The organism is Halomonas jincaotanensis, from assembly GCF_018448785.1.
In the GTDB taxonomy this organism is placed as follows: domain Bacteria; phylum Pseudomonadota; class Gammaproteobacteria; order Pseudomonadales; family Halomonadaceae; genus Halomonas; species Halomonas jincaotanensis.
The window spans coordinates 20,747-40,786 of record NZ_JAHCLU010000028.1 but is presented as its reverse complement, the minus strand read 5'-3'; the positions used below and the strand labels follow the sequence as shown (position 1 = coordinate 40,786).

Below are 20,040 nucleotides of genomic sequence, written 5' to 3'. Positions count from 1 at the left end.
TCCTAACAAGAAATTTCACCTTTGAGTAATCAATGAGTAGCAAGTAGAGGTCCTCTTGATCCGCCTGTCAGTTACATTTTTGCTTTTGGCCCTGGCAACAGATCTTCTCGCCGTTGATCTTGAGGCCCTTGAGAGATTGTCTATTCGAGCTACGGGCACAAGCTCAGAGTCAATTCAGGTTAAAAGCCTTTGCGATCCAGAGTTGCAAGCCGAGTTAGGTCATGATTTACTCGAAAACTTTGATCCCTGCTTAGGCAAAAAACAACTTGCGCTGATGAGCCAAAGTCTGTATCGCACTCAGAGCGGTGAGGTTTTACCGCTACCGATTGCTGTTAAGAGTTCGTCTACCGTAAGTACAGTATCTATACCGATGCCAGATCACGAGCCTGTGAGTGAAAAGCGCTTATCACCTATCGTCTTGGATATTGGGTCTATAGCTCGTTCTAATCTGACTGCTCAGAACATGATTTACCCACACACGAGCGATCGTCAATCCGGAGCCCCCAACCCCCCAGCTGCCAGAACCTCAGAATCACTGGCGAAGAACCCCAATCAAGTCCGACTTGGATGTCCACGATTTGCTACGTTTTCCCACCGTGGCAGTGCCACCCAACCGGAAAACTCTCTAGAAGCCGTCGTTGCCGCCTTGCGACAGGGGCATTCTGGCGTTGAGGTGGATGTACAGCAGCTGCGCGATGGTTCTTGGGTTATCCATCACGATTTCACCGTCGGGCGGACAACCTACGGTCAAAAAGGGCTCGTTTCTGGCATGTCGGCTTACCAATGGAGGCAAGTCCGCCTTAAAAACCGGCAAGGCCAGGAGACGCGGATCCCGGCACCTTTCCTGACCAATGTCCTTGATGCGTTCAATGTAAACTCTCACCTATCCCAAGTCCTGAACATAGAAATCAAAAGCGGCCTTAAATCCTACAGCTGCGGAGATCTTACCCTCTTGGATCAAAAAGTGAGGAAATCGCTGGCCTCGTCGCAGTTTCTGTATTCGTCACGATCACTTGAAACCCTGGCATGCCTGAGGTCGTTGGATCCGAACGGTTACCTTGGGTTGGTCGTCGATCCTCACCCAGACTCGGTTCGGGAAACAACACGGGAACAACCGAAGAGCAGGATTTCGAAACTGCTCAATCGTGTTTCCGAAGAGGTCGATATCGCGGATGAGTACCAACATCAAAGCAACAGGGCCTTGCTTGATAAAACCAGTTTTACTGATGTGGCTGACCTGATCGGTCCGAATTACGGCGTTCATATTGATTTCCGGGATTATCTGTTACTCTCCTCGAAGAAGCCATCTGAACTGGGTCGTGTTGTGCTGTACCAACTGGACGACGACGAAGGCTTGCAGGCACTGCTCTCTTCCCTGCTAAGTCGTGACGAAGTGTTGCCTGACGGAGTTCTGGTCGACGCCTCACGGTCGGATTACTGCTCAGGACAAAACCTTGTTAGCCAGTAACTCAAAAATTCCGATGTTCCTTAGCCTGCCCTCATGGGGGGTAATGCTGATAGGGCTTCAATGCCTTTATCTCATCTTTGAGCTTTCCTTTAAAGCTCGGTTGGTCGATAGCGTTGTAGTTGCTGACCCGGACTATTTTGAATACCTATCGCATGTCGGGCGCCTGCTTTCTGGGGCCGGCTGCACACTCCTGGTGTTCAGCCTATTGCGCAAATGGAAGACCAATAATCAGGCGGCCAGGATATCGGGTCATTTGGTGGCCGCATTTATCGCCTTTCCCACGGTTTACTACGGTCAAGAAGCGATCATCAATTCGTTGGTTGAGAAATCCAGCGCCGAACAAAGGATGCATGCTCAGCACATTTCTTTGCTTAAACGAGGCCTCGCAACCAACGTAGTAGTCTTCAAGGATATTGAATTTGCGCCAGAGGATATTGAACGTCCCGAAGCGAGGACGTTTATAAATACAATCGGATTTTCAGTATTCTTTGCCCCGGCCTACATCGATTCTGTTGTCGAGAACTCCGACCCTATTCTGAAACAGCTGGCAAAACACCAAGCGAACGAGCGTCTTCCCGAGGTCTATGCAGAATATCTGGAAGCTCGTGAGCGAGTGTCCGGACTCTCTCATCAATACAACGAGGCCAACCAGAACTATTATCGTCAGGCCGATGAGATAGAAGAGACGGCGAGAGGAATTTGGAGGGATGCCTACCTCGAATTACAGGCGCAGTGGGAGGAAAAAGACAGAGGGAACCAGGGTGATTCCTTAAGGGAAGGATTCGACCGGTTGTACGATCGCCTGGAGCTCTATTTTATTGCTCGAGCACGGTGTGATGGCTTTGGTCAAAAGGCTTGTCTGCAGCACGTCAATCAGGAGTACAACGAACAGGTTAAATCCTCCTTTGGGCAACAGGTGGCTCCCGAGTATTGGTGCAAACCCGTCCAGACAAGGGAAACCCACGTGATGCAAGGGGGGCAATTTGTAGAAAAGCAGCTCGGCGGTGGGTACGACTGTAGCGCGAGGCATCGAACCTATATCCGTGACCAGTTTTTGAAGCTCCAGGGTGTATCGTCTTTCCAATACGCGACCTTTAAAGACTTCGTCGCTAGCGCAGAAGTTGCTGCCGAGGTGCGCAGCCAGTTGGCCGAAAAAGACATACGCATGCCGGCGAATTATCGCCTCAGAGATCACGAGAGCTTTATAAATGGCGTCGAATCAGAGCTCATAAGGCAGCTAAAACAGCGCTTTATTGATCAGGCTAAGTCCCGTTTTGATGCGGCGATACCGCCTGAGTTGGGCACCGAAGCGTTTATAGCCCATCCAGGGGTACAGCTCCCACTTAAAGAGGCGCTCGGTGTCGAAAGCCGGACCACCCCTGTGCCCCTGAACCTTTCCGAAAAAGCGTTTCGAGACACGATTCTGGTGGCCAGAATCGAGCAAAGCTTGGCAGCAGAGCGGGCCCGGTTGATGGTTAAAACGGCTTACTACGCTGATGGCGAGCCTTACGCCGAAGATGGAAAGCTGTATGTTCGAAGCGTATTGATTCCGCCGGTTGCTATGGGGCTTTCACTGTTCTTTGGACTACTCAACCTCGTCAGTCTGCTCGCAATATCGTTCAATAAGTTCGGGATGGGGCACCGGGCTGCTGCGACAGGACGCTACGTTCTGTTGGCCATCATCATCGTTTTGCCAATCGCATTTTCAAGCCAGATCGCACAAACCGCTCCTTTCCAACGAATCGTCGAGGAAACACAGGAATCACTGGGATGGGGTCGTTATTTGGTAGTTTGGTTGACCAGTCTTCAGCCAGCAATTTATCCAATCGGCGATGCCTTTGCTGACACACTAGGTCTCTTTGATAGCCAAGGAGTAGATCAGCCATGAAATATCTGCTCATCGCATTTCTGTGCCTGCCGGCATTGGCCCTCGGCTGTGAGTATGGGGACGACCCGCGGTTGAGCAACGCACAGATGCCTGCCCTGGTTGAGGCCATTGCAAACGAAGAAACGATACCTCCGATACCAGTACGCATCAGTACCTATCTTCAGATGGGTGAACGCAGCCTGGCGCTGCTTGAGCCACACCTAAAGATCCATGATGTGACTTGCTCACCCGTCGCGTTTTTTGAAGGAGAGCTGCTTAGTCAGGCGACTATCCCTTTTGAAGAATTTTACCGGTTGATGGCCACGGCCATACATGAGGATCGACCGGGTTTGGCAAAACACCTTTTTTCAAAGGTCAGGGCTGCGTCTAAAACCGTCGCTGAAATTCAGCAACTGTTCTCACAGCTACCGTTCGAGGGAGCTTATGGGGTAAGTACCCGAGATCGAATGACATCCATTTTTCCGATGTATCAAGATTTCCCGCCAAGGGCAGAGGATCTTGAGGATCCGCTAAGGGATGGCCGGTTGAAAGATTACACCATGATCAAGTTATTCCGGGTTTTTGGCGGTGAAATCCTGTTTGACCGTGGCTGCGGCCCCTACGAACTGGACCAGCGCTTTTATAAATCGAAGAAGGTTAAAACCCTCTTTGGAGAGAAAACAGCGGTTGTGGCTCGCCAAGAACCCTTTATACACTTGATGCGAACCATGGGGCATCAGGTGTCCCGTGATGGACGAACAACCTTTTTCATCAACAACTGTAATAATTAGGAGAAGTAGACCGGATGTTTAAGAAACTCGCTTTAGCCGCACTCATTGGCAGTATCTCTGTTTCTACAGGCGCCATTGCTCAAACTACCGACTGGAGTGATGTTGCCGGGGGAGAAGAGTCGAACTCCACGACACAAACGTCTTCAGGAAGCGCCCAGCCCGATCCTTGGGCAACCGATTCCGAGACGGTGCAAGCCCCGGCTCCGGCTCCGGCCAAACAGGCTCAGGCGGAACCTGCTTGTGGGGAAGATGATCTCCGCTACTCTCAGATCGTACCGATTCTGAAGAGTATCCAAGCGGGTGACGAGGTTGAACCGCTGCAAACCAGCTTCTCAACCTTCGTGGGATTGAACTCTAAAATCCGGGAGATCCTGGGGGATAACATTTTCATAAGCTCTCCCGATTGTTCAGAACAGTTCGTTTTTGACGGCGTTTTGACCGGAAAAGTGTCTGTTCCCTTCGCAGTTCAGTGGAATGTAATCAATGACGCTTTGCGTGTTGGAGATAAGGATCTTCTTCAATTTCTTCTCGAGAACACCAAGGCAGCATCCACCTCAGCTCATACCCTCATTTCAATGGCCCAGTACGCTCCGCTTGAGGGGCAGCAGCTTGAGCGTTTTTACGCTGTTGTAGAACCAAATAAAACAAATGGAGAAGAACCGACCCCGCCGCTGATGCTTGATATATACCTTCAGTTGGGCGGCACTGTAAACCAGGCTGAGAGAGGTACGATGGCATACATTGGTGAAAATGATTTTTATGATGATCCAGGCCTTTACTCGATCTCTCTTGAGCAGGGTAAAGGGGAAATAATCAATTTTGTTGCTGGTCAAGAAGTTTCTGGAAAAGTTGCTTCACTCCTGAACGGGGCAGGTTTAAAAACTTCAGTGCTACATCACAAGACTGCACAAAAATCTGCAGAAGAAACAAAATAAGAGAGATCACTTATTAGTTATGCGAAAAACAGTGGTCTTAGTGTTGGGGGTGGCGGCTCTGATAGCCACCCCAGCCTATCTTGCTCGCGATATATGGATAGCCCATGTTGTTGAAGAAATGCTTCACCATCAGGCTAATGCCAAGATCAATCACAAGCTCTCGGTGGTTGCACTTTCAGTAGATAGTGGCCAGGGACGCTTGGCCTTGGACCAGGTCTCTTTGACAGCATTGGACGATCCCGAAACTCTTCAGTCGTTGGGAGCAGATCGAGTTGAGTTGGATGCGTACGTCTCCGGTTTGTTCTCCCCTCATGTCAGGGTAAGGCACGCACGGGCTTATGATGTGGATGTGACACTGGAATACATCGCGCCGGGCGTTTCCAATTTCAAATTGATGGAGCAAACGTTTCAAAGCTATGTTGAGCGCCGTCAAGCAGAAGGGCGTTCCCGGTTGCTGGAGTGGGATCTGGATCAGCTTAATTTGTATCGGGTTCATTTCACACTCATTGATATTGACGGCCAAGTGTTGGCAGTCGTTCAGATCCCTGAGATTAATGTCTCGACGTTAAGTACCAAAAACTCAGGAAAAGAAAACTTTTCGCTACTGATGAGCCAGATTCAGAAAAGCGTTTTGCAAGAAATCCTTATGGGGCAGGTCCAGGGGGAATACGATACCGCTGGTTTACTGCAGCTTGTGCACCGAGAGTTGCCTAACTCAGGGCTGCTGGATAGTGCTCCGGTAAATAAGTTCAAAAAGGCGGGAAAGAGATTGCTCGAAGATTGGCTATACTAATGATGGATTACGTCGGCAAATTGGTATCGCCTTTTATCTCAACAAAAATGCTTGGCTTTATCTTGCTACTCATACCCAGTATGTCTTGGGCGTGGGTCGGCACGTCAATTCAAACTGGCCACTCCGCTTATTGCAACTATAGTCTCAGCGATTCAATCCTTAGTCGTAAAGACCACCTTGGGGCTGTATTGAGTGCTAATTTCGCGCCTATCAAAGCGCAGCATCAAAAACTGGATCAGATGAATGACGAGGAGTTTAAACGGTACATTGTCGGAGAGGTTGGCGCCGTCGCCTTCTGCCACCCTCTTTCGTCTGAATTGCTTGGAGTTATCCCTGGAACAGACTATCTGGGCCCTTTGAATTCGATAACCTCTTTACCTTCGTCCTATGACAGAAAAATCACCTACGGTATCTGGGCTTACAGCGCTGCTTATCGAAATTTAAGCCGATTTATTCGGGCGACAGAATTGAAATTCCCTGAGATGGCGGCCTGGGACCAAGGACGCTATATCAGCGACCTTGCCTCTGCTAAACGATGGATGCACGAATTGAAGGGGAAGTCACTAGATCAGTTGGTCAATACGGATGGTATGTCACAGGAATTCCGCAACCAGCTTGAGTCAACACTGCGTGAGATAAAGTCATCATCAGGAAACTCTTCAGGCCAACAGATTAAAGATGCGTTCAGTGAACGACTGACACAGCTTGAAACCAGGCCCCCAATCAATGCGATTCCCTCGACGGAGGTTGCATCGCCAAATAGTGTCTCTCAACAGGAAACCCTGTGGCTAGATGACGTTGTGGAGCTAAATAACGTAGCAATAGATCAGAGTGCCCGCCCTGACCGTCTTAAAAATGTACTCGATGGAGTGTCGAGACCAACGATTTCTACTTATACCTTGAAAGACCAAACGCTTTATATTCACGAGGTGAATATCGTTTACCTATTTTTCCCTAGCAGTTTAGGCCCAAAGAACTCTTGTTTTAAGCGATTCGCTCCCGACTATCCCATGTTTGCCCGATTTTTAACGGAGGGTTCTGCCACGCTTGCTGCACAGATAGAACTGAGCGAATCCGAATCATCAGAACTACTGAAGTTTTTTGAGTCAGCCTCAAGAACGTCTGAAGTTTCCGGTTTCATGATTTCTGACACAGCAGCTGTTGTTAGAACAAAGGATCCCCACGCTAGCTCTCTATCACGGTGCTTGTCGTTAGTAGAAGAGACGTCGTCCCATGTGGCCCATCAAAACATGCTATCAATTGGTGATACTGGCGAATTCAAAAGCGATGCTTGGTTAACAGGGTTGCCGGTAGCTTTCTCCGCGAATGATCGGATCTGGCAATCCCTGATGGCAATGCTTGCTGCAAAACGCATCGAATACGCTCAGTCGAAAGAGCTCCTTTCAAATCGGCGGTCTCAATGACCAAGCGCAACACGTGACCCATCATCATCAGGTACGGTGTTGCCATGAACCACTGCTATCGCCATCTCTCTGCTTAAGACCGAGCCGCCATCATGATGATGCGAGACACCCATTCGATCCGGGCCATCGCCACCGATCTGGGTCGTGCACCGAGCACCGTGTCGCGAGAAATCGCTCGCCATACGATCGATCCCATCAAGGGCTACGATGCCGGCCTGGATGAAGAACAAGCACCCTGAGGGCAAGAAGGGCGTACCCTTCGCCCATATCGGCGTCGACCGCGAGGACCGCGAGCTGAAGCTGGCCATGACCGCCCCACGCTCGGTGTCTCAGTACTGGCGGCAGGTGCGCGACGAAAGCTTCTACCGCGGCAAGTGGGCCGATCGCCGACGCGGCAATCGCTACGTGCTGGTTAGCGGCTATGAGGTGGGAGCCGGGAAGACAGTGGGGGTGAAACCCATTGAGGAATAATGAGAGCTAGATGCCGTAAGAGATCATTGACGATCAGTTTATGGTCTGCACCGACTGTCTTATGATCATCGCCAACGATAACGCCTCCGGGCTGGACGACTCGCTGAGCGAGAAGGAGGCCGTCGAGCGTGAGCAGCAGATTCGCGAGGCAATCGCCGAGATCCAGCGTGAGGGCCAGATCGCCGTCGGTGACAGCAACAGGGACTATGAATTCTCCGTCAGCCCCTGCGCCTGCTGCGGGACGCGACTCGCCGGTCAACGAAATCACTGCGTGATTCTATCGAGCGGCCGGGAGAGCTGATTCCTCGGCCACCTCGGCGGGGCTGACCTCCCGGCCATCTGCTTCGCGGTGTCGTACTCCGCATCCTGCGAGTCCAGAGAGGGATCGATGGCCTTCAGGCCAACATGCATCATGGACAGCACCTGCAGTCCTGAAAAATCGCCGTCCAGCGTCTCCAGCGAGTATCGCTTGTCCGGGTCGTTGATGGAGAGGCCGCTTTCGCCGAGCTTGGCGATCTCGAACACGGTCTTGGCAACCTCTTGCCGACCCATCTTAACGAACGTTTCGAATGCCCCGGTCATGTACATCACGGCATCCATGCGCAGTCCACCATTGGCCTTGGACTTCATGGTGTCCTGGGCGAGCCGGTTGACCGCAAAATAAACACGTAAGCACAAGCCTTTTTATCATGTAACGCTGGATGGATCGGGCAGGTGCAATGTGTCAAAACGGTGTTTCAGCTTTTCGACTTCAACCCAACTAATTTTCGACTTTTTGATGGCATCAAGTATTTTTCTTTTGTAGCAGAGAACATCCCTCCTGAAATCCTGGCGGAAAGTCACATACATCATTCGGTCTTCTTCTGGAAGCCTGTAATTATTGACTATCTTTACGGCACTCAGAAAATCATGTCTTTTTTAATCCTCCAGGCTATTCACGTCAATAACGTCATGTTTTACATAACCAAATTCACTTTCTGTTTCGGTAGGCACTTTTTCCCCTGCTGTCGTATACAGTTTAAATGGGCCATGCACTGGCCTCAAAAGCCTATTGAAGGCATTGGCCGCTTTTGATACATCATTTAAGTCTCGGTTGTGGATCATGATGGCCCGTTTAAGCTCGGGCGTATAGTCCCAGCTGTACTCCCTGATATTAATCAGCTGCCGGTTTTCGATTGGGCTGATCCAGGTCGGGAATGGATCTCCAATAGTGTATTTCTTTCCAGTATTGCGGCTATTATATTTCTGTTCCACTGCATGGAACTCGTTTTCTATTATTAAGAGATCACTAATAATTTTGCTCCTAGAATTTGTTATTTTCCGGGGCATCTTTGGCCACTTAGCGACAAAAATGGTTTATCGAGTAGTCGCTTCTGCAGGGCACTGCTCTTTTTGTAGCCAATGAGGCCAAGAACAAAACCTGCCGTACCAGCTGCGCCGGATATAATCGTGGTAATGGCTGTAAGATGGGGAAGGAAGTCGGCCATCGTCTTACCCCGCTTGGGTTGAACAAGGCAACAAGGGCCTTGGGTTCAAAAGCTCCCCTGTAGCTACATCAATGAAGTTAGCACACCCCTTCGCTCACCAGAGATGTGAGTATGGTGCTGTGTAGTTGTAAACTATTTTCGTACACCCTGATAGGTCGTTATGCTGCCTTTTCCCGCTTATACGCCGTGGGCGGCAGATACCCCAATTTTTAATGCAAGCGAACATTGTTGTAGAACCACTATGTAATCGGCGATAACGCGCATGGCTTCGTCATGGTTGGCATAGTCGCGTAAACAAACACGCTCCACCTTCAAGTTCAGGAAAAAACGCACCATCACGGTGTTGTCCCCAAAAATTCCTCTTCCGACTCATACTGACCCGCAAGTGGTGACGGGTTAGCAAGGCGCGATGGGCATCGCTGGCATATTGGCTTACTATCAGAGTGTACGATCAGTCCACCAACGGGTTGCCGGTGGACGATGGCCATCTGCAAGGCAGAGCATACCAAATCGGTAGGCATAGTGGGTGCCATCTCCCAACAGATGACCTTGCGCGAATACAGGTCCAGTACGGCCGCCAGGTATAGCCAACTGCGGCGAGTGCGGATGTACGTTATGTCCGATACCCAGGCAAGGTTCTTGGCAGCCGGGTCGAACTGACGATCCAGGACATAGTCGGCTACCGGCAGGGTATGGTGACTGTCGGTCGTGTGGGTGAGTTTGCGCTTCCAGACAGGCCGAATACCGCTCCTTCGCATGAGCGTACGAACCCGGTGACGCCCCACCGTCACGCCCTGGTTATGCAAGACCCGACAGAGACGCCGGCTGCCGTAGCTCCGGCCGGAGGCCAAAAAAGCGGCGTGCAAGCCGGCTGTCACCGGGCATTGCTTGGCTGGCTGGCCGGCGCGTTGCCTCGCCCCGTAATATCCCGATCGGCTCACGCCCAGCAATCGGCATAACGATGCAATTCCGTTGGCCTTCTATTGCAACTGATCGAAGCATCGATACATCACCTCAGTTCTCGGGCAATGAAGGCCGACGCTTTTTTTAACAGATTATTATCCTGCCGTAACTGTCGATTCTCCGCCTCAAGCTGACGAATGCGCTGTTGCTCGGCCGTGAGCGGCTTACCGATCCCTGGCTGACCCGATTGCTCGGCGTCGACCTGGTTAAGCCAACGACGTACGGCGGTCTCGCCAAGGCTCATGTCACGACAGACCTGCGAGACACTCAGGTCCTGCTGTCTGATCATCTGCACGACTTGCAGCTTGAAGGCTGCGTCGAATGTCCTGCGTTTCCGATTCATCTATATCTCCTCAATAAGTGAATCATCCTCCTATCGAGGTGTCCGAGGCAATTGGACCACTACATTCGCCGGCTAGCCCGAAGAGGGCATCGCCGAGTGGCATTGGCGTTTGGGGTTGGAGGAGCAAGAGAGCAGTGGCTGAAGATTTTGGTACTTTTCTGTTGCGAACCCTCCGCTGCCTGCCTACCTTTATCGTTATAAAGTTCGCTGAAGATGGGGTGAGTGATGCACTTGCTAACGTAAACCACAAAGTCGACTGGGTGGATGGAACGTAGGGGCCACTCTCTTTTACAGGGTGTAGGCGGGAGCTTTATTTACGTTTCAGAATGATCAGCCTATCTGAGCGGACTTCGAAGTCCAGCTAAGACTGATCTTACTCAGTACATGGGTATATATCTGAGTGATTTTCTCGCTCTTGTGTCCCAGCAACTCCTTAACTGTCTGAATATCCGTGCCCTGACACAGTAGTTGGGTAGCGAAGCTGTGTTGCAGGGTGTGGCAGGAACCCGGTCTCGGCAGCGATGCGGAGCGCCGGTGCCGCGAGGCCAGCCCGCTCGGCAAAAGGAAATTCCTATGACTATCTCTCAAATCCGCCAGCAGATCTCCCAGACCCTTGCCGCGCCCAACAGCCGACAGTTATTCGAACAGCGCCTGCAAGAACTCGCCGCGCAGCAGGGCCAGCGTCTCGATCTTGCTGCTGTCGCCGAGCTCACGGCGCTGACGGAGCAATACATCAACGAGACCGTAGATCTAATCGACACCTGCGCCGTCGCGGCCAGACAGGCGGGCATCGGAAGTTCCGTAGTCCCGGTGCTGGAGGCAGCGGCCCAATACTTCCTGACGCCGCACGACTATCTGCCCGATCACATTGGTCTCTATGGCCTGCTTGACGACGCCTACTTGGCCCGTAGCTTGATCGGCCAGATCTCCGAGCTCTACCGACAGCACACCGGCGTCCCACTGCTCCCCCCCGAAATCCAGTCAGTAAGCGGGCTTATTCGTCCGCTCATTGGTGAGCTGATAGCTACCCAGCTCGACCAGATCGTCGCGAGCACCATTCAACAGGCCGTCATGCAGCACCACCTCAACATCCTACACGCGCAGCAGGCAGGCACCCTGTCGATGGCGGGACGCTCGCGCACGGGCGGAGCGGGCAGCTGGGGCGGCGCCTGGGAGGACGAATTCGCCAGGCGGGCCGCGGTTCCCGGCATTTCAGTCAACTACTGGTAGAGACCATCACTAACGGTTGGCGAGCAAAAGGAGACTTCCAATGACTGCAGTAGATACCTGGCTGGAAGCGGCCCTTGACCGGCAAGGCACCGCCCTTGCAGCCCTGATCGCCGGGCTGCCAATCTCGAGCTCGCAGCAGCAGGCGATACAATTGGCCGCCACCCCGGAACTGGAGTCGCGGGTCTACGCCCTGCTGATGGTGGCCCAGGAGCACGCCGTCGGTGGTGAGCCGCAGGCCGCGCTCGTCCTTGCGCTGGCCGGGATGCAGTTCTGTATGAGCTGCTATGATCGGTACGGTCCTGGCATGGCCGACAGCTTTGTCTTCGGCGTTGGCCAGTTTGCAGACGCTGCGCAACGCACCTACGACCGGCTCGATCGACATCAGGAGCAGGTTACAATCATCGATCAGGCCATTGCGTGGCTCCAGGCGAACGGAGTGAGCCGACAGGACATGACCGACCTGCGTTTTTTGCGCATCGAGGCCCTGATCGAGTGCGGTTCGCTCGAGCAAGCCGGCGTCGCCCTGGCATCCGAAGTGGCGCAGGGTGGTAAGGCGCATCATCTGTATGGGCTGCTGAAACAGCGCCTGGATGAACGGCTCAGGGAGAACACGGAACTGCCAGACCGTCGTTCAGCCGAGCAAAGGGCCAGCCAGGAGCGAAAACAAGCACTGTTCACTACCATCACTAGCCTAACCAGTATCGCCCCTCGGTTCGACGCCATGTTTGACCAGCTCCGCGAGCGGCTGGAAGAGGAATCGGCGTCGCTCTCGCCCAAAGACGTGATCAACCGGGCCAACCATACCTACGAGCAATTAGCGGCCTTTATGGAGCAGCAGGCTGGTGGAGGCGGGGGACAGTACCAACTCAACGCCACCACCCAGCGTGTCTCGGCCGTGCTCGCAGATGAGCAGCACGGCAAGGATCCGGCGCAGCTCCAACAGGCACGGCAGACGCTTGAACAGGTTCGGCAGCAGGCACTCGCCCAGGGTTTCACCGACATGGTCGAGGATACGCTCTGGCCGCTCTACCTCTGCCATAAGCGGCTCGGTGATCAGCAACCGGCGGTCGCCACCCTGCAGGCCATTCGAGAGCACATACGCCAGCACCGGGAGCGCATCGCAAATCCCCTGAAGCGGGCCGGGATAGACCAGAAGTACCCGCACCTCTTTGTCGAACTCTGTGCCCAGCTGATCGAAGTCGGCGATCACCAAGAGCTGCTCTCGGTCATCGAGGAGGCGAAGGGGCGTGCACTCGCCGACAAACTGGCAATCGAGGCCCACCGGGAGGATCTGCCCTGGCCGTCGGGGCCGGCGGGTCAGTGGCTGCCGAAACACATGGCCACCCTGGGGGCACACTATCTGACTTATCTGACGGACAATGACCGCACCTACGCGGTGCTCGTGGGCAAGGACGGCAGCCTGCACGCGGGGGTAGTCCAGATCGGCGAAAAAGCACTATGCAGGCTCCGGCGCAACCTTGATCCATCTCCCTGGGGCAAATCCAATAGTATTTTCGGACGTCATCCGGATGATATCCCGCAGCGCCTTGCACCGCTCCTGAGTTGGCTCGAACCGCTGGCGGAAGCGGGGCTGCTTCAGGCCGGTGACCATCTCTGCTACGCCCCCGAAGGCCTGCTGCACCTGGTGCCCTTCCAGTACATCGCCTTTCGCGGCGCCCCCTTTGTAGCCCTGTGCTCCCTGTCCCGCTGCCACTGTGCCGCGATGCTTTGGCACGTCACGCGCCAGCCCGCCGTTACGCCCAGGGACAGTGTGGCCGTCACCGTGCCCACCATCCAGGAAATGGCCAAGTACCCGGATAAGGTCATGCAGATGAGCCGGGTACCCCAATGGCTATCGGAGCATCAAGGGGCCATTGTTTTGCAGCACACAGACGCCGATCTCTCGTCGGTCGCTCGCCAACAGCTGCGTGGTTCTATCGTCCACTTTGCTACCCATGGTTATTTTCCCGACCACCAGATCCCGGAGGACAACAATCCCTACCGCGTATCTGGCCTGCTCCTCGCTCACAACGGCCATCTACCGGACGACGGCGCCAAGGGGGTCCGGCTCACTCCGGAGCGCGTCCTCGAGCCAGGCAGCCCATTCAACTTTGCGGGCACCCACGTCACCCTGCAGGCCTGCGTTTCGGGATTATCCGAGGAGGGCGTGGGCGGCGACGCTCTAGGCCTGGAGTGGAGTCTGCTGATGGCCGGGGCGTGCAGCATCCTGTCCACGCACTGGAATGTGGACGTAGGCACGTCGGCCGATTTCTCTATCCGGTTCTACGATAACTGGCTTCGTAAGGGACGTAGCCGCGCCAGCGCTTGGCGTGAGGCGATGCTGTCGCTGATGGAGAAGACGGCCCCTTTCAAGGGCGCCAATGCGTATCACTGGGCGCCTTTCAGCCTTTCAGGTGATTGGCGGTAACCCTCAAGTCAGGAGAAGAACCCATGTCAGATCAACTTATCAAGCGGGTTCAGCAACTCGACGACCCCATGGCCATCCGTCTGCTGGAGCAGTTTTCCGGACGCGTTTTCGAAGGAATGGAGACACCGGTGAGCGAGATGGTGGATGGCGTAATTCCCGAGGTGAAGAATACAGCGTTCTTTCAGCATGCATTGAGCCTTTCAGAAGCAGAGCAAAGTCGTCCGCTACCCGTACAACAATCTGCGGAGATAGCCCGTGCGCTCCTGCTGATCTTTGCCCAGGATCCGGCCATGGCTCCCGCTCTGGGCCAAGCTCTCGATGAATACCAGGATGACCAACTGATGGTCGGCACCATTCTGGCGACCGGGGTTGCCGTTTCCATGATCATCGTTGCAGCCACCACGCGGCTGAAGGTAAAGATGGCCAATGTGGAGATAGTTAAAGACGCTCTCAGCGAGGGTCAGCAAAAGACATTGTTCGAGGCTTTGCCCAAGCTGCTCTCAGCGATTCCGGCGTAGAAGTTAGCCCGCGTTATCAGAACGGGCTTGACGAATGCCCATGCGGAATATTTCTAAGGCCTGTTGACGTTTCACATTGGCAGCCAGAGGAAGCCGCAGGCCAACGCCACCATGCTTTCATAATTTCGCTTCAATTTATCGTAACGTGTGGCAATGCCTAGGAAAAATGCATGAAAAACCGCGCTATGTGAAGTGGACCCTAACCTTTGGACCAATGAATCGCCCCGGGTATTCTAGCTGTGTAAACCCACCATGTTGTTCACGCAAAGCCCTAACCGGAGGCTGATGATCCTGACTAGCGTGCGGGCAATGTGAAGTGGTCCAATTGGGCAAGTGCTTGCCTCATCCTCTGAGCTCTCGTAAGACCAGGAACAGGCCCACTCGCACAGGGCGGTTTGAATGTAAGCGCCAATACATCAGCACCAATATTCCAGTCCAGAGATTGAGCACACTGATTACCTCTTCAACCCCAAGTGGAATCAGCATTACCCGTGCACGAAAATAACTTTGGCAACATCATATCACGGAGTGGCAAGCCTCCGGATTGTCTGGAATGGCGTACTGTCAGCAGCAGTCGCTGACCTACTGCCGAGGCCGCATGTAAAGGCAGAAAGTTTGGTCGTGGCTACAACCTTATTTTCCCGGTATACTTCTCGATAACTTGCATGTCATCGTCAGACAAGCGGTCTGTGTAGCCAGCATCCGTCACGACGTTTTTAAGTCCTAGTGGAGTGCAAGTCTTGGCTAGCTCGGCCTTTCGAGCACGCTTCGGAATATCGGAAAAGACCGAAAGCACGCCTTCGCAAAGAGCCTTACTCTGATCGTCGGTGCTGAACTTTGCCGCCGTAAGTTCCTTCAGACTTCTGACAAGAGAATCCGCCGTCTTCTCCCTGCCTTCTGGCACGGACAGAGTTTTCCGTAGCAGAGTGATAAATTGCTCGTCAGAGATGTACTCAATATTCTCCAGGATGCGGTAATAGAGTCGGACGGCCTGCTCGTCGTTGGTATCTTTTCTGACAAACGTATCGAGTAACGGCTGAGGATCCTGCTCTGCTACCGCTTTGGCCCATAGCGCCAAGACCGGGTCCGGAGAACCATTTGCCTCCTGTGGCGGCTGTGCGAGCAGGCTCATAGTTGCCGCTTGTACGGCTGTCGCATTGGCGCAGTCGGATTCATGCACAAGCGCAGCCGGGAATCGGTCCGCATCACCATCATCGCCCTCGGCGATCGTGCCCACCAACTCTTTGAGCTGCTCAGGCATACGCTTGGCATCGGGGTAGCGGCGGCAAAGTTTCTTGCTGGCATCGGGGGCGTATGGCCATAGCTCGTAGGCGCAGGCGATGAGTTGGTCCTGATTGTCTGTCTGACTAAGGCGGGCACGGTGGAGGAGGCTATCGAGGCTCTCAAGTACATCGGCAGCCTCGTTATCAAATTTCTCGATTTTGTGGAATGTATTGATACCGGCGTTGAACAGCTTTTGGGCCTCATAGTCGAGACCACTTTCAGCAGCCGGTAGCGGCCAGGCTTCGGTGAGCACATGATAGACGCCAGCCAGAATTTTCGGCTGTAGCTGCAACTGGGCGAAGCTATTGAGTAGCTGCTGCACCTTTTCAGGGGGCAACTTTTCCAAGGTGCCAGCGAGCGCCTTAGTTTTTTAAACAAGGTGATCGCCGGGGTTCTGCGTGACAAGATTCGCGGTATCCTCGACGAATTGTTCAAGCTGCTCTGCAAATGGACTGGCCTCAAGGCTCGATTTATCTAGTGTGGTAAGTAAACGTGAGAGCGCCTCGATTTTATGGTCATCGAGCGGTGTGGGACCACGCAATAATGCAATGGTTGAAGCCAGGGTTGTATGAAGCTCGTCCGACGCATTTTTGCTATTGGCTGCGAGAAGGAGGACCTGCTGGCATGTGGCCGGCAGGTCTGTGAATAAGCGCTTTGCCCAGTCCTGGCTCAATGCTGTCCATTCTGCCGAATCGACTTCGCCGAGAACCGTATAAAGCTTGGAGGCGCTGTAGGCGCGCTCGGTAGATTTGGACCATTCCTTGGCGAGCTGGACCATATGCTCGATGCCGTCATCATCAAATGACACGAGTGATTCGGTGAGGTCGGTAAAAATATCACGCAATGCTTGTTCGTCGTCGAGTGGCCATGCTTCGACATCTTCCTCATGCAGAACAAGGCGGGCCCCCATAGCGGTAAAGACGGAATGTGCCGCATCAACATCTGTATCACCATGCCATTTGGCGAATGTTGAGAAAGCAAGCGTTACAAGGCGAGGTTGGCGCAAGGCGGCAAAGTCCTTCAGGTACTCCCACAACTTTGCCCTCGTTTGCGTGCCTTGTTCGAAGAAAAGCGTAAATACAGCGTTGAGGCGGTTGATCAAAATGGACAGGCCGAGATCCTCTGGCTGCTCTTTCTTGTATTCGTTGACGATGATCCGCGGATAGTCATCGCGGATCAGCGGAAGAAGCATACCTTCGTGGTCTGCAAGCTTGTCCTCAAGCCAGGATAACGGTAGCTGGTCTGAATGACGCCCGAACTTAATTGTGCGGTTTAATAGCCACTGGCCAAATGCGGATTGCGACTGCGCCGGAAGCTCAACATGCTGCATAAGGGTGACGACAAGGTCGGCCGCATCCTGGGTAAGTTCACGGCCTTCCCGCAGGCTCGGCACCTCGCGGCTGGGTAGCCGAACGTTCGTGGCATCTGCGGTAATGTCGTCGATCAGCGCACGTCCAAGCGCGCGCAATTCCTCGTTCTCTGCATATTGCGTGAGGGCATGCAGTTTGGCAGGACCGAGGCGCCAGCGCATATGTTCGCTGACTGCGGCGCGCCGCACGGCATGTCCGAGGATACGTCGCTTGTCCTTGTCGAGAATCCGCTCGTCAAGTTGAGCAACGGTGAATGCGACATTGTCCTGTATGGTGGGAGTTTCAGTACGCAGGTCATCAATAAGATCGGCAAGCAGGGCACTAAAGTCGGTAGGAAACGTCTCGTTGCTGTCTGTAAGGCTGGCCGCATCCATGAGCGCAACCACGTCGGATGTCCGCAGCGCCTCTTCGATTGGCACTGCCTTGTCTCCATGCTTTCTGGAAACAGGATCTTGTGACAGGGCCAGAAGGGGCTGAAGGCTGTAGGGACGGCGGACGTCCTGGTTATGGGACATAAAATGGCGAAGGCCCCGATACTGCGGTTTTACCTCCCAGCGCTTGAGCTGCTCTTCTTCGCTGGCCAATGATTTGTCAGTTGCAAACTCAGCGAGCTGTTCGCGCACTGCTGCTGGTAAGGGTTCCAAGGGTTACGGTCGAACGTATCTGTCAATAAAATAATCGAAGATACGCGGGTTCTTTTGAAGCGCCGGATAGAAATCTGGAAAATCGGTTCTGATCACACATATTATGGCGAGCGTGAGCGGGTTCTTCGTGACCACGCCTTCTCCGAGCCCGCCCGGCTTGTCGGCACCGACAGAATTGTGTTCGCGCAGGACTGCGAGCCACCAAGATTGTGCAAACAGATTGACGATTTGAATGGCGTTGCGTGGGCATTGCACAGCCGGGTGAATCATCCTGTCCACAAGCTCCTGAAGGTCGATCTCTCGCTCCTTGAGGTCGGCCAGTAAGTCCGGGTATTCGGTTTCAAGCAAGCCGAGCGCGAAGCTGCGTATGTCTCGTTTAGGGAAGGGTGGAATTTCCAGGCGAAACTGGAAAATACGATCAAGATAGCGCCGCGCGTCCTGAATATTCGAGACCGCAGCGGGTAGATCAGATGTGGCGCGTCTCTTGCTCAGCGCGTCAGCCACACGCTCTTCATCGCATGAAATAACGAAGACGATGCCGATATCCTCGGGTATGTCATGTGAGGCCATCTCAATCAGGCTGCGAATGCCGTCAAGACCGCTCACCATCTCATCGGCCGTAAGACGATCCAGGTCATCAATGAAGACGACAATGCGCCGGATGTTCTTGCCACGATCTTTCTTGAACTTTTGGATTTGGGTGAGAAACAGGCCTTCGAACTCCTCGATAGTCTGGCTAGGAGGTGAGGTTGTATTGACAGGAGTGCGTGAAGATATTGTCGGGAGAATGGAAAAGTACTTCCAAGCAAGCACTCCAACAATCCCCGAAGATGAGGCAATGCTGGCAGAAGTGATTAAGGGATCATCGACGAACCCGAACCCCCAAGCTATTAACGTGAGCAGGGCCACAAACAGGCCGGCAAAGGCTCCGACGAGGAGTAAACCTAAGACGTACTGATCTATAAATTCTGACCATATTTCCCTAAAAGGCTTCCGTTGGGACTCCGTCGACGAAATAGTCTTGAAAAGATGCCGGTCGGCTTCTTCGTGCGTGCCACCGATTTGAAGGAATATGTGACGGAAGAGTGATTTTCGGATATCAATCTCGCCGCCATATTTCCAGGCATTAAAGGTGATCGTGTAGATACGATTCCAGCGCTTGATGCCGACGCCATTCTTCTTCTCGTCGCCGCTTAGATGTTCGAGATAAAGTCCTTTGACGGTGGACTTTCCGGTTCCCCATTTGCCAAGCAGGCCGATCGAATAGGGCGGCCGGTGCTTTTCATCTTCAATGAGCCCCCGTAGAGCCGCCGCAAGGTGGGCATGGCCGAATTTGTCGTGATCGGCCGACGATACCTCCTTGTCGAGGTATGCGGGCATCTGTGCTGTGTGCAAACGAAGGTCTGTCATGTCGTCCCTTCCTGATAGGACTTTGCCTATTGCTGAGTGGACTACCTGTGATATTCATTCTTGGCCAGTTCCAACAGTTGAGTTTGTCTTGGGTAGCACGCTCACGCCCGTGTCCATCCCGCAGCGGGGTGGGAACGTGAATCATCAGGATCGGCTCGGCCGTTCAATCGCCATTACCTACAAATCGCCTGGCACGGCATGCCGTCCTTATCCAGCACCACCCCATTGGCCGCGCTGAAGGCGCTGACCATGTGGATGGCGCCTTTATTATTGCTTCGTCGACAGGAGCCTTGTAGTGTCTTGCCATCGATCGCGACCATTGCGCCATCAGTGGCGTCATGGCAAGCCTTCATCAACTCGGCAAACGCGCTTTATAGCTGATCGGCATTCACCAGCGCCATGACCCTGACCAAGGTGTTGTGGCTGGGCACACCAGCCGAGTGCTGACCTTTCTTGATAAAGCTGGTCTCGTCCAGGACCAGGCCACCTTCAGGAGAGCCCAGCATTGGCGGAGGACATCGCGTGCCGCCTCTGCATTCCAGCGGGTTCGATCCAGCAGGTATTGGATGTCATCGGGCGAGATATCGCCCAGCCATTCCGCCAGCTGCCAATCA

Annotated in this window: 19 protein-coding genes and 3 pseudogenes; 13 read left to right on the top strand and 9 right to left on the bottom strand. The window is 53.6% G+C overall.

Annotation, left to right across the window (positions count from 1 at the left end; all coding sequences use genetic code 11):
* Positions 1–55 precede the first annotated feature (55 nt).
* The 9 genes and pseudogenes from KG088_RS17740 (at position 56) to KG088_RS17700 (ending at position 8,050) form a co-directional block, all read left to right on the top strand.
* Positions 56–1,468 carry a glycerophosphodiester phosphodiesterase gene (locus KG088_RS17740; RefSeq protein WP_213827704.1) on the top strand — a complete coding sequence of 471 codons (1,413 nt, stop codon included), beginning with the start codon at positions 56–58 and terminating at the stop codon, positions 1,466–1,468.
* Positions 1,455–3,356, top strand: coding sequence for a hypothetical protein (locus KG088_RS17735; protein ID WP_213827702.1), 1,902 nt, complete (start codon positions 1,455–1,457; stop codon positions 3,354–3,356). The genes KG088_RS17740 and KG088_RS17735 overlap by 14 nt, the downstream gene beginning before the upstream one ends.
* Positions 3,353–4,126: a hypothetical protein gene (locus KG088_RS17730; RefSeq protein WP_213827700.1), complete on the top strand. Its 774-nt coding sequence runs from the start codon at positions 3,353–3,355 to the stop codon at positions 4,124–4,126. The genes KG088_RS17735 and KG088_RS17730 overlap by 4 nt, the downstream gene beginning before the upstream one ends.
* Before the next feature lie 14 nt (positions 4,127–4,140).
* On the top strand, positions 4,141–5,061 hold the full coding sequence (locus KG088_RS17725; RefSeq protein WP_213827698.1) for a hypothetical protein: 921 nt from the start codon (positions 4,141–4,143) through the stop codon (positions 5,059–5,061).
* Between the two features lie 19 nt (positions 5,062–5,080).
* Positions 5,081–5,854, top strand: a complete 774-nt coding sequence (locus KG088_RS17720; RefSeq protein ID WP_213827696.1) for an AsmA family protein — start codon at positions 5,081–5,083, stop codon at positions 5,852–5,854.
* On the top strand, positions 5,854–7,278 hold the full coding sequence (locus KG088_RS17715; RefSeq protein WP_213827694.1) for a hypothetical protein: 1,425 nt from the start codon (positions 5,854–5,856) through the stop codon (positions 7,276–7,278). The genes KG088_RS17720 and KG088_RS17715 overlap by 1 nt, the downstream gene beginning before the upstream one ends.
* A 92-nt stretch (positions 7,279–7,370) precedes the next feature.
* Positions 7,371–7,496 (top strand): annotated as a pseudogene (locus KG088_RS17710) (helix-turn-helix domain-containing protein); the annotation flags it as partial.
* A 1-nt stretch (position 7,497) separates the two neighbouring features.
* Positions 7,498–7,749, top strand: a complete 252-nt coding sequence (locus KG088_RS17705) for a hypothetical protein (RefSeq protein WP_213827692.1) — start codon at positions 7,498–7,500, stop codon at positions 7,747–7,749.
* Between the two features lie 61 nt (positions 7,750–7,810).
* The gene (locus tag KG088_RS17700) at positions 7,811–8,050 is read left to right on the top strand and encodes a hypothetical protein (protein WP_213827690.1); all 240 of its coding nucleotides are present in this window, start codon (positions 7,811–7,813) and stop codon (positions 8,048–8,050) included.
* On the opposite strand, the gene KG088_RS17695 is transcribed toward KG088_RS17700, so the two are convergent.
* The 4 genes and pseudogenes from KG088_RS17695 to KG088_RS19730 all read right to left on the bottom strand — a co-directional run bounded on the left by KG088_RS17695 (position 8,014) and on the right by KG088_RS19730 (position 11,103).
* Positions 8,014–8,379, bottom strand: coding sequence for a hypothetical protein (locus tag KG088_RS17695; RefSeq protein WP_213827688.1), 366 nt, complete (start codon positions 8,377–8,379; stop codon positions 8,014–8,016). The two genes, KG088_RS17700 and KG088_RS17695, sit on opposite strands and share 37 nt — an antisense overlap.
* Positions 8,380–8,667: 288 nt before the next feature.
* Complete coding sequence (locus tag KG088_RS17690) at positions 8,668–9,003, bottom strand: hypothetical protein (protein ID WP_213827681.1); 336 nt, start codon at positions 9,001–9,003, stop codon at positions 8,668–8,670.
* Between the two features lie 442 nt (positions 9,004–9,445).
* Positions 9,446–10,542 (bottom strand): annotated as a pseudogene (locus KG088_RS17685) (IS3 family transposase).
* Positions 10,543–10,872: 330 nt separating this feature from the next.
* The gene (locus KG088_RS19730; protein WP_319941471.1) at positions 10,873–11,103 is read right to left on the bottom strand and encodes a tyrosine-type recombinase/integrase; all 231 of its coding nucleotides are present in this window, start codon (positions 11,101–11,103) and stop codon (positions 10,873–10,875) included.
* Between the two features lie 12 nt (positions 11,104–11,115).
* Between KG088_RS19730 and KG088_RS17675 the strand changes: the two genes are divergently transcribed.
* From KG088_RS17675 to KG088_RS17665, 3 genes are read left to right on the top strand one after another with little or no spacing between them, the layout of a single operon-like run.
* Positions 11,116–11,772, top strand: coding sequence for a YkvA family protein (locus KG088_RS17675; RefSeq protein WP_213827679.1), 657 nt, complete (start codon positions 11,116–11,118; stop codon positions 11,770–11,772).
* A gap of 40 nt (positions 11,773–11,812) precedes the next feature.
* Complete coding sequence (locus KG088_RS17670) at positions 11,813–14,200, top strand: CHAT domain-containing protein (protein WP_213827677.1); 2,388 nt, start codon at positions 11,813–11,815, stop codon at positions 14,198–14,200.
* 23 nt (positions 14,201–14,223) lie between these two features.
* The gene (locus tag KG088_RS17665) at positions 14,224–14,718 is read left to right on the top strand and encodes a hypothetical protein (protein WP_213827675.1); all 495 of its coding nucleotides are present in this window, start codon (positions 14,224–14,226) and stop codon (positions 14,716–14,718) included.
* Between the two features lie 71 nt (positions 14,719–14,789).
* On the opposite strand, the pseudogene KG088_RS17660 reads toward KG088_RS17665, so the two are convergent.
* Positions 14,790–14,882: pseudogene (locus KG088_RS17660) on the bottom strand (IS5/IS1182 family transposase); the annotation flags it as partial.
* Between the two features lie 356 nt (positions 14,883–15,238).
* On the opposite strand from KG088_RS17660, the gene tnpA reads away from it, so the two are divergent.
* Positions 15,239–15,322: an IS66 family insertion sequence element accessory protein TnpA gene (gene tnpA, locus KG088_RS20100; protein ID WP_406565623.1), complete on the top strand. Its 84-nt coding sequence runs from the start codon at positions 15,239–15,241 to the stop codon at positions 15,320–15,322.
* Positions 15,323–15,343: 21 nt separating this feature from the next.
* Here the strand turns inward: tnpA and KG088_RS17655 are convergent, their stop codons facing one another.
* The 4 genes from KG088_RS17655 to KG088_RS20095 form a co-directional block, all read right to left on the bottom strand.
* Complete coding sequence (locus tag KG088_RS17655; protein ID WP_213827674.1) at positions 15,344–16,348, bottom strand: hypothetical protein; 1,005 nt, start codon at positions 16,346–16,348, stop codon at positions 15,344–15,346.
* A gap of 24 nt (positions 16,349–16,372) precedes the next feature.
* On the bottom strand, positions 16,373–17,995 hold the full coding sequence (locus KG088_RS17650) for a hypothetical protein (protein ID WP_213827672.1): 1,623 nt from the start codon (positions 17,993–17,995) through the stop codon (positions 16,373–16,375).
* Positions 17,996–18,019: 24 nt separating this feature from the next.
* Positions 18,020–19,426 carry a KAP family P-loop NTPase fold protein gene (locus tag KG088_RS17645; RefSeq protein WP_213827670.1) on the bottom strand — a complete coding sequence of 469 codons (1,407 nt, stop codon included), beginning with the start codon at positions 19,424–19,426 and terminating at the stop codon, positions 18,020–18,022.
* Between the two features lie 371 nt (positions 19,427–19,797).
* Positions 19,798–19,932: a hypothetical protein gene (locus KG088_RS20095; RefSeq protein WP_406565621.1), complete on the bottom strand. Its 135-nt coding sequence runs from the start codon at positions 19,930–19,932 to the stop codon at positions 19,798–19,800.
* Positions 19,933–20,040 lie beyond the last annotated feature (108 nt).

Excerpts from the sequence above, each read along its gene's own strand:
- KG088_RS17730 (WP_213827700.1), top strand. The coding sequence starts at position 3,353 with ATGAAATATCTGCTCATCGCATTTCTGTGCCTGCCGGCATTGGCCCTC.
- KG088_RS17725 (WP_213827698.1), top strand. The coding sequence starts at position 4,141 with ATGTTTAAGAAACTCGCTTTAGCCGCACTCATTGGCAGTATCTCTGTT.
- KG088_RS17720 (WP_213827696.1), top strand. The coding sequence starts at position 5,081 with ATGCGAAAAACAGTGGTCTTAGTGTTGGGGGTGGCGGCTCTGATAGCC.
- KG088_RS17715 (WP_213827694.1), top strand. The coding sequence starts at position 5,854 with ATGATGGATTACGTCGGCAAATTGGTATCGCCTTTTATCTCAACAAAA.
- KG088_RS17705 (WP_213827692.1), top strand. The coding sequence starts at position 7,498 with ATGAAGAACAAGCACCCTGAGGGCAAGAAGGGCGTACCCTTCGCCCAT.
- KG088_RS17700 (WP_213827690.1), top strand. The coding sequence starts at position 7,811 with ATGATCATCGCCAACGATAACGCCTCCGGGCTGGACGACTCGCTGAGC.
- KG088_RS17695 (WP_213827688.1), bottom strand. The coding sequence starts at position 8,379 with ATGAAGTCCAAGGCCAATGGTGGACTGCGCATGGATGCCGTGATGTAC.
- KG088_RS17675 (WP_213827679.1), top strand. The coding sequence starts at position 11,116 with ATGACTATCTCTCAAATCCGCCAGCAGATCTCCCAGACCCTTGCCGCG.
- KG088_RS17670 (WP_213827677.1), top strand. The coding sequence starts at position 11,813 with ATGACTGCAGTAGATACCTGGCTGGAAGCGGCCCTTGACCGGCAAGGC.
- KG088_RS17665 (WP_213827675.1), top strand. The coding sequence starts at position 14,224 with ATGTCAGATCAACTTATCAAGCGGGTTCAGCAACTCGACGACCCCATG.
- KG088_RS17645 (WP_213827670.1), bottom strand. The coding sequence starts at position 19,426 with ATGACAGACCTTCGTTTGCACACAGCACAGATGCCCGCATACCTCGAC.
- KG088_RS20095 (WP_406565621.1), bottom strand. The coding sequence starts at position 19,932 with ATGCTGGGCTCTCCTGAAGGTGGCCTGGTCCTGGACGAGACCAGCTTT.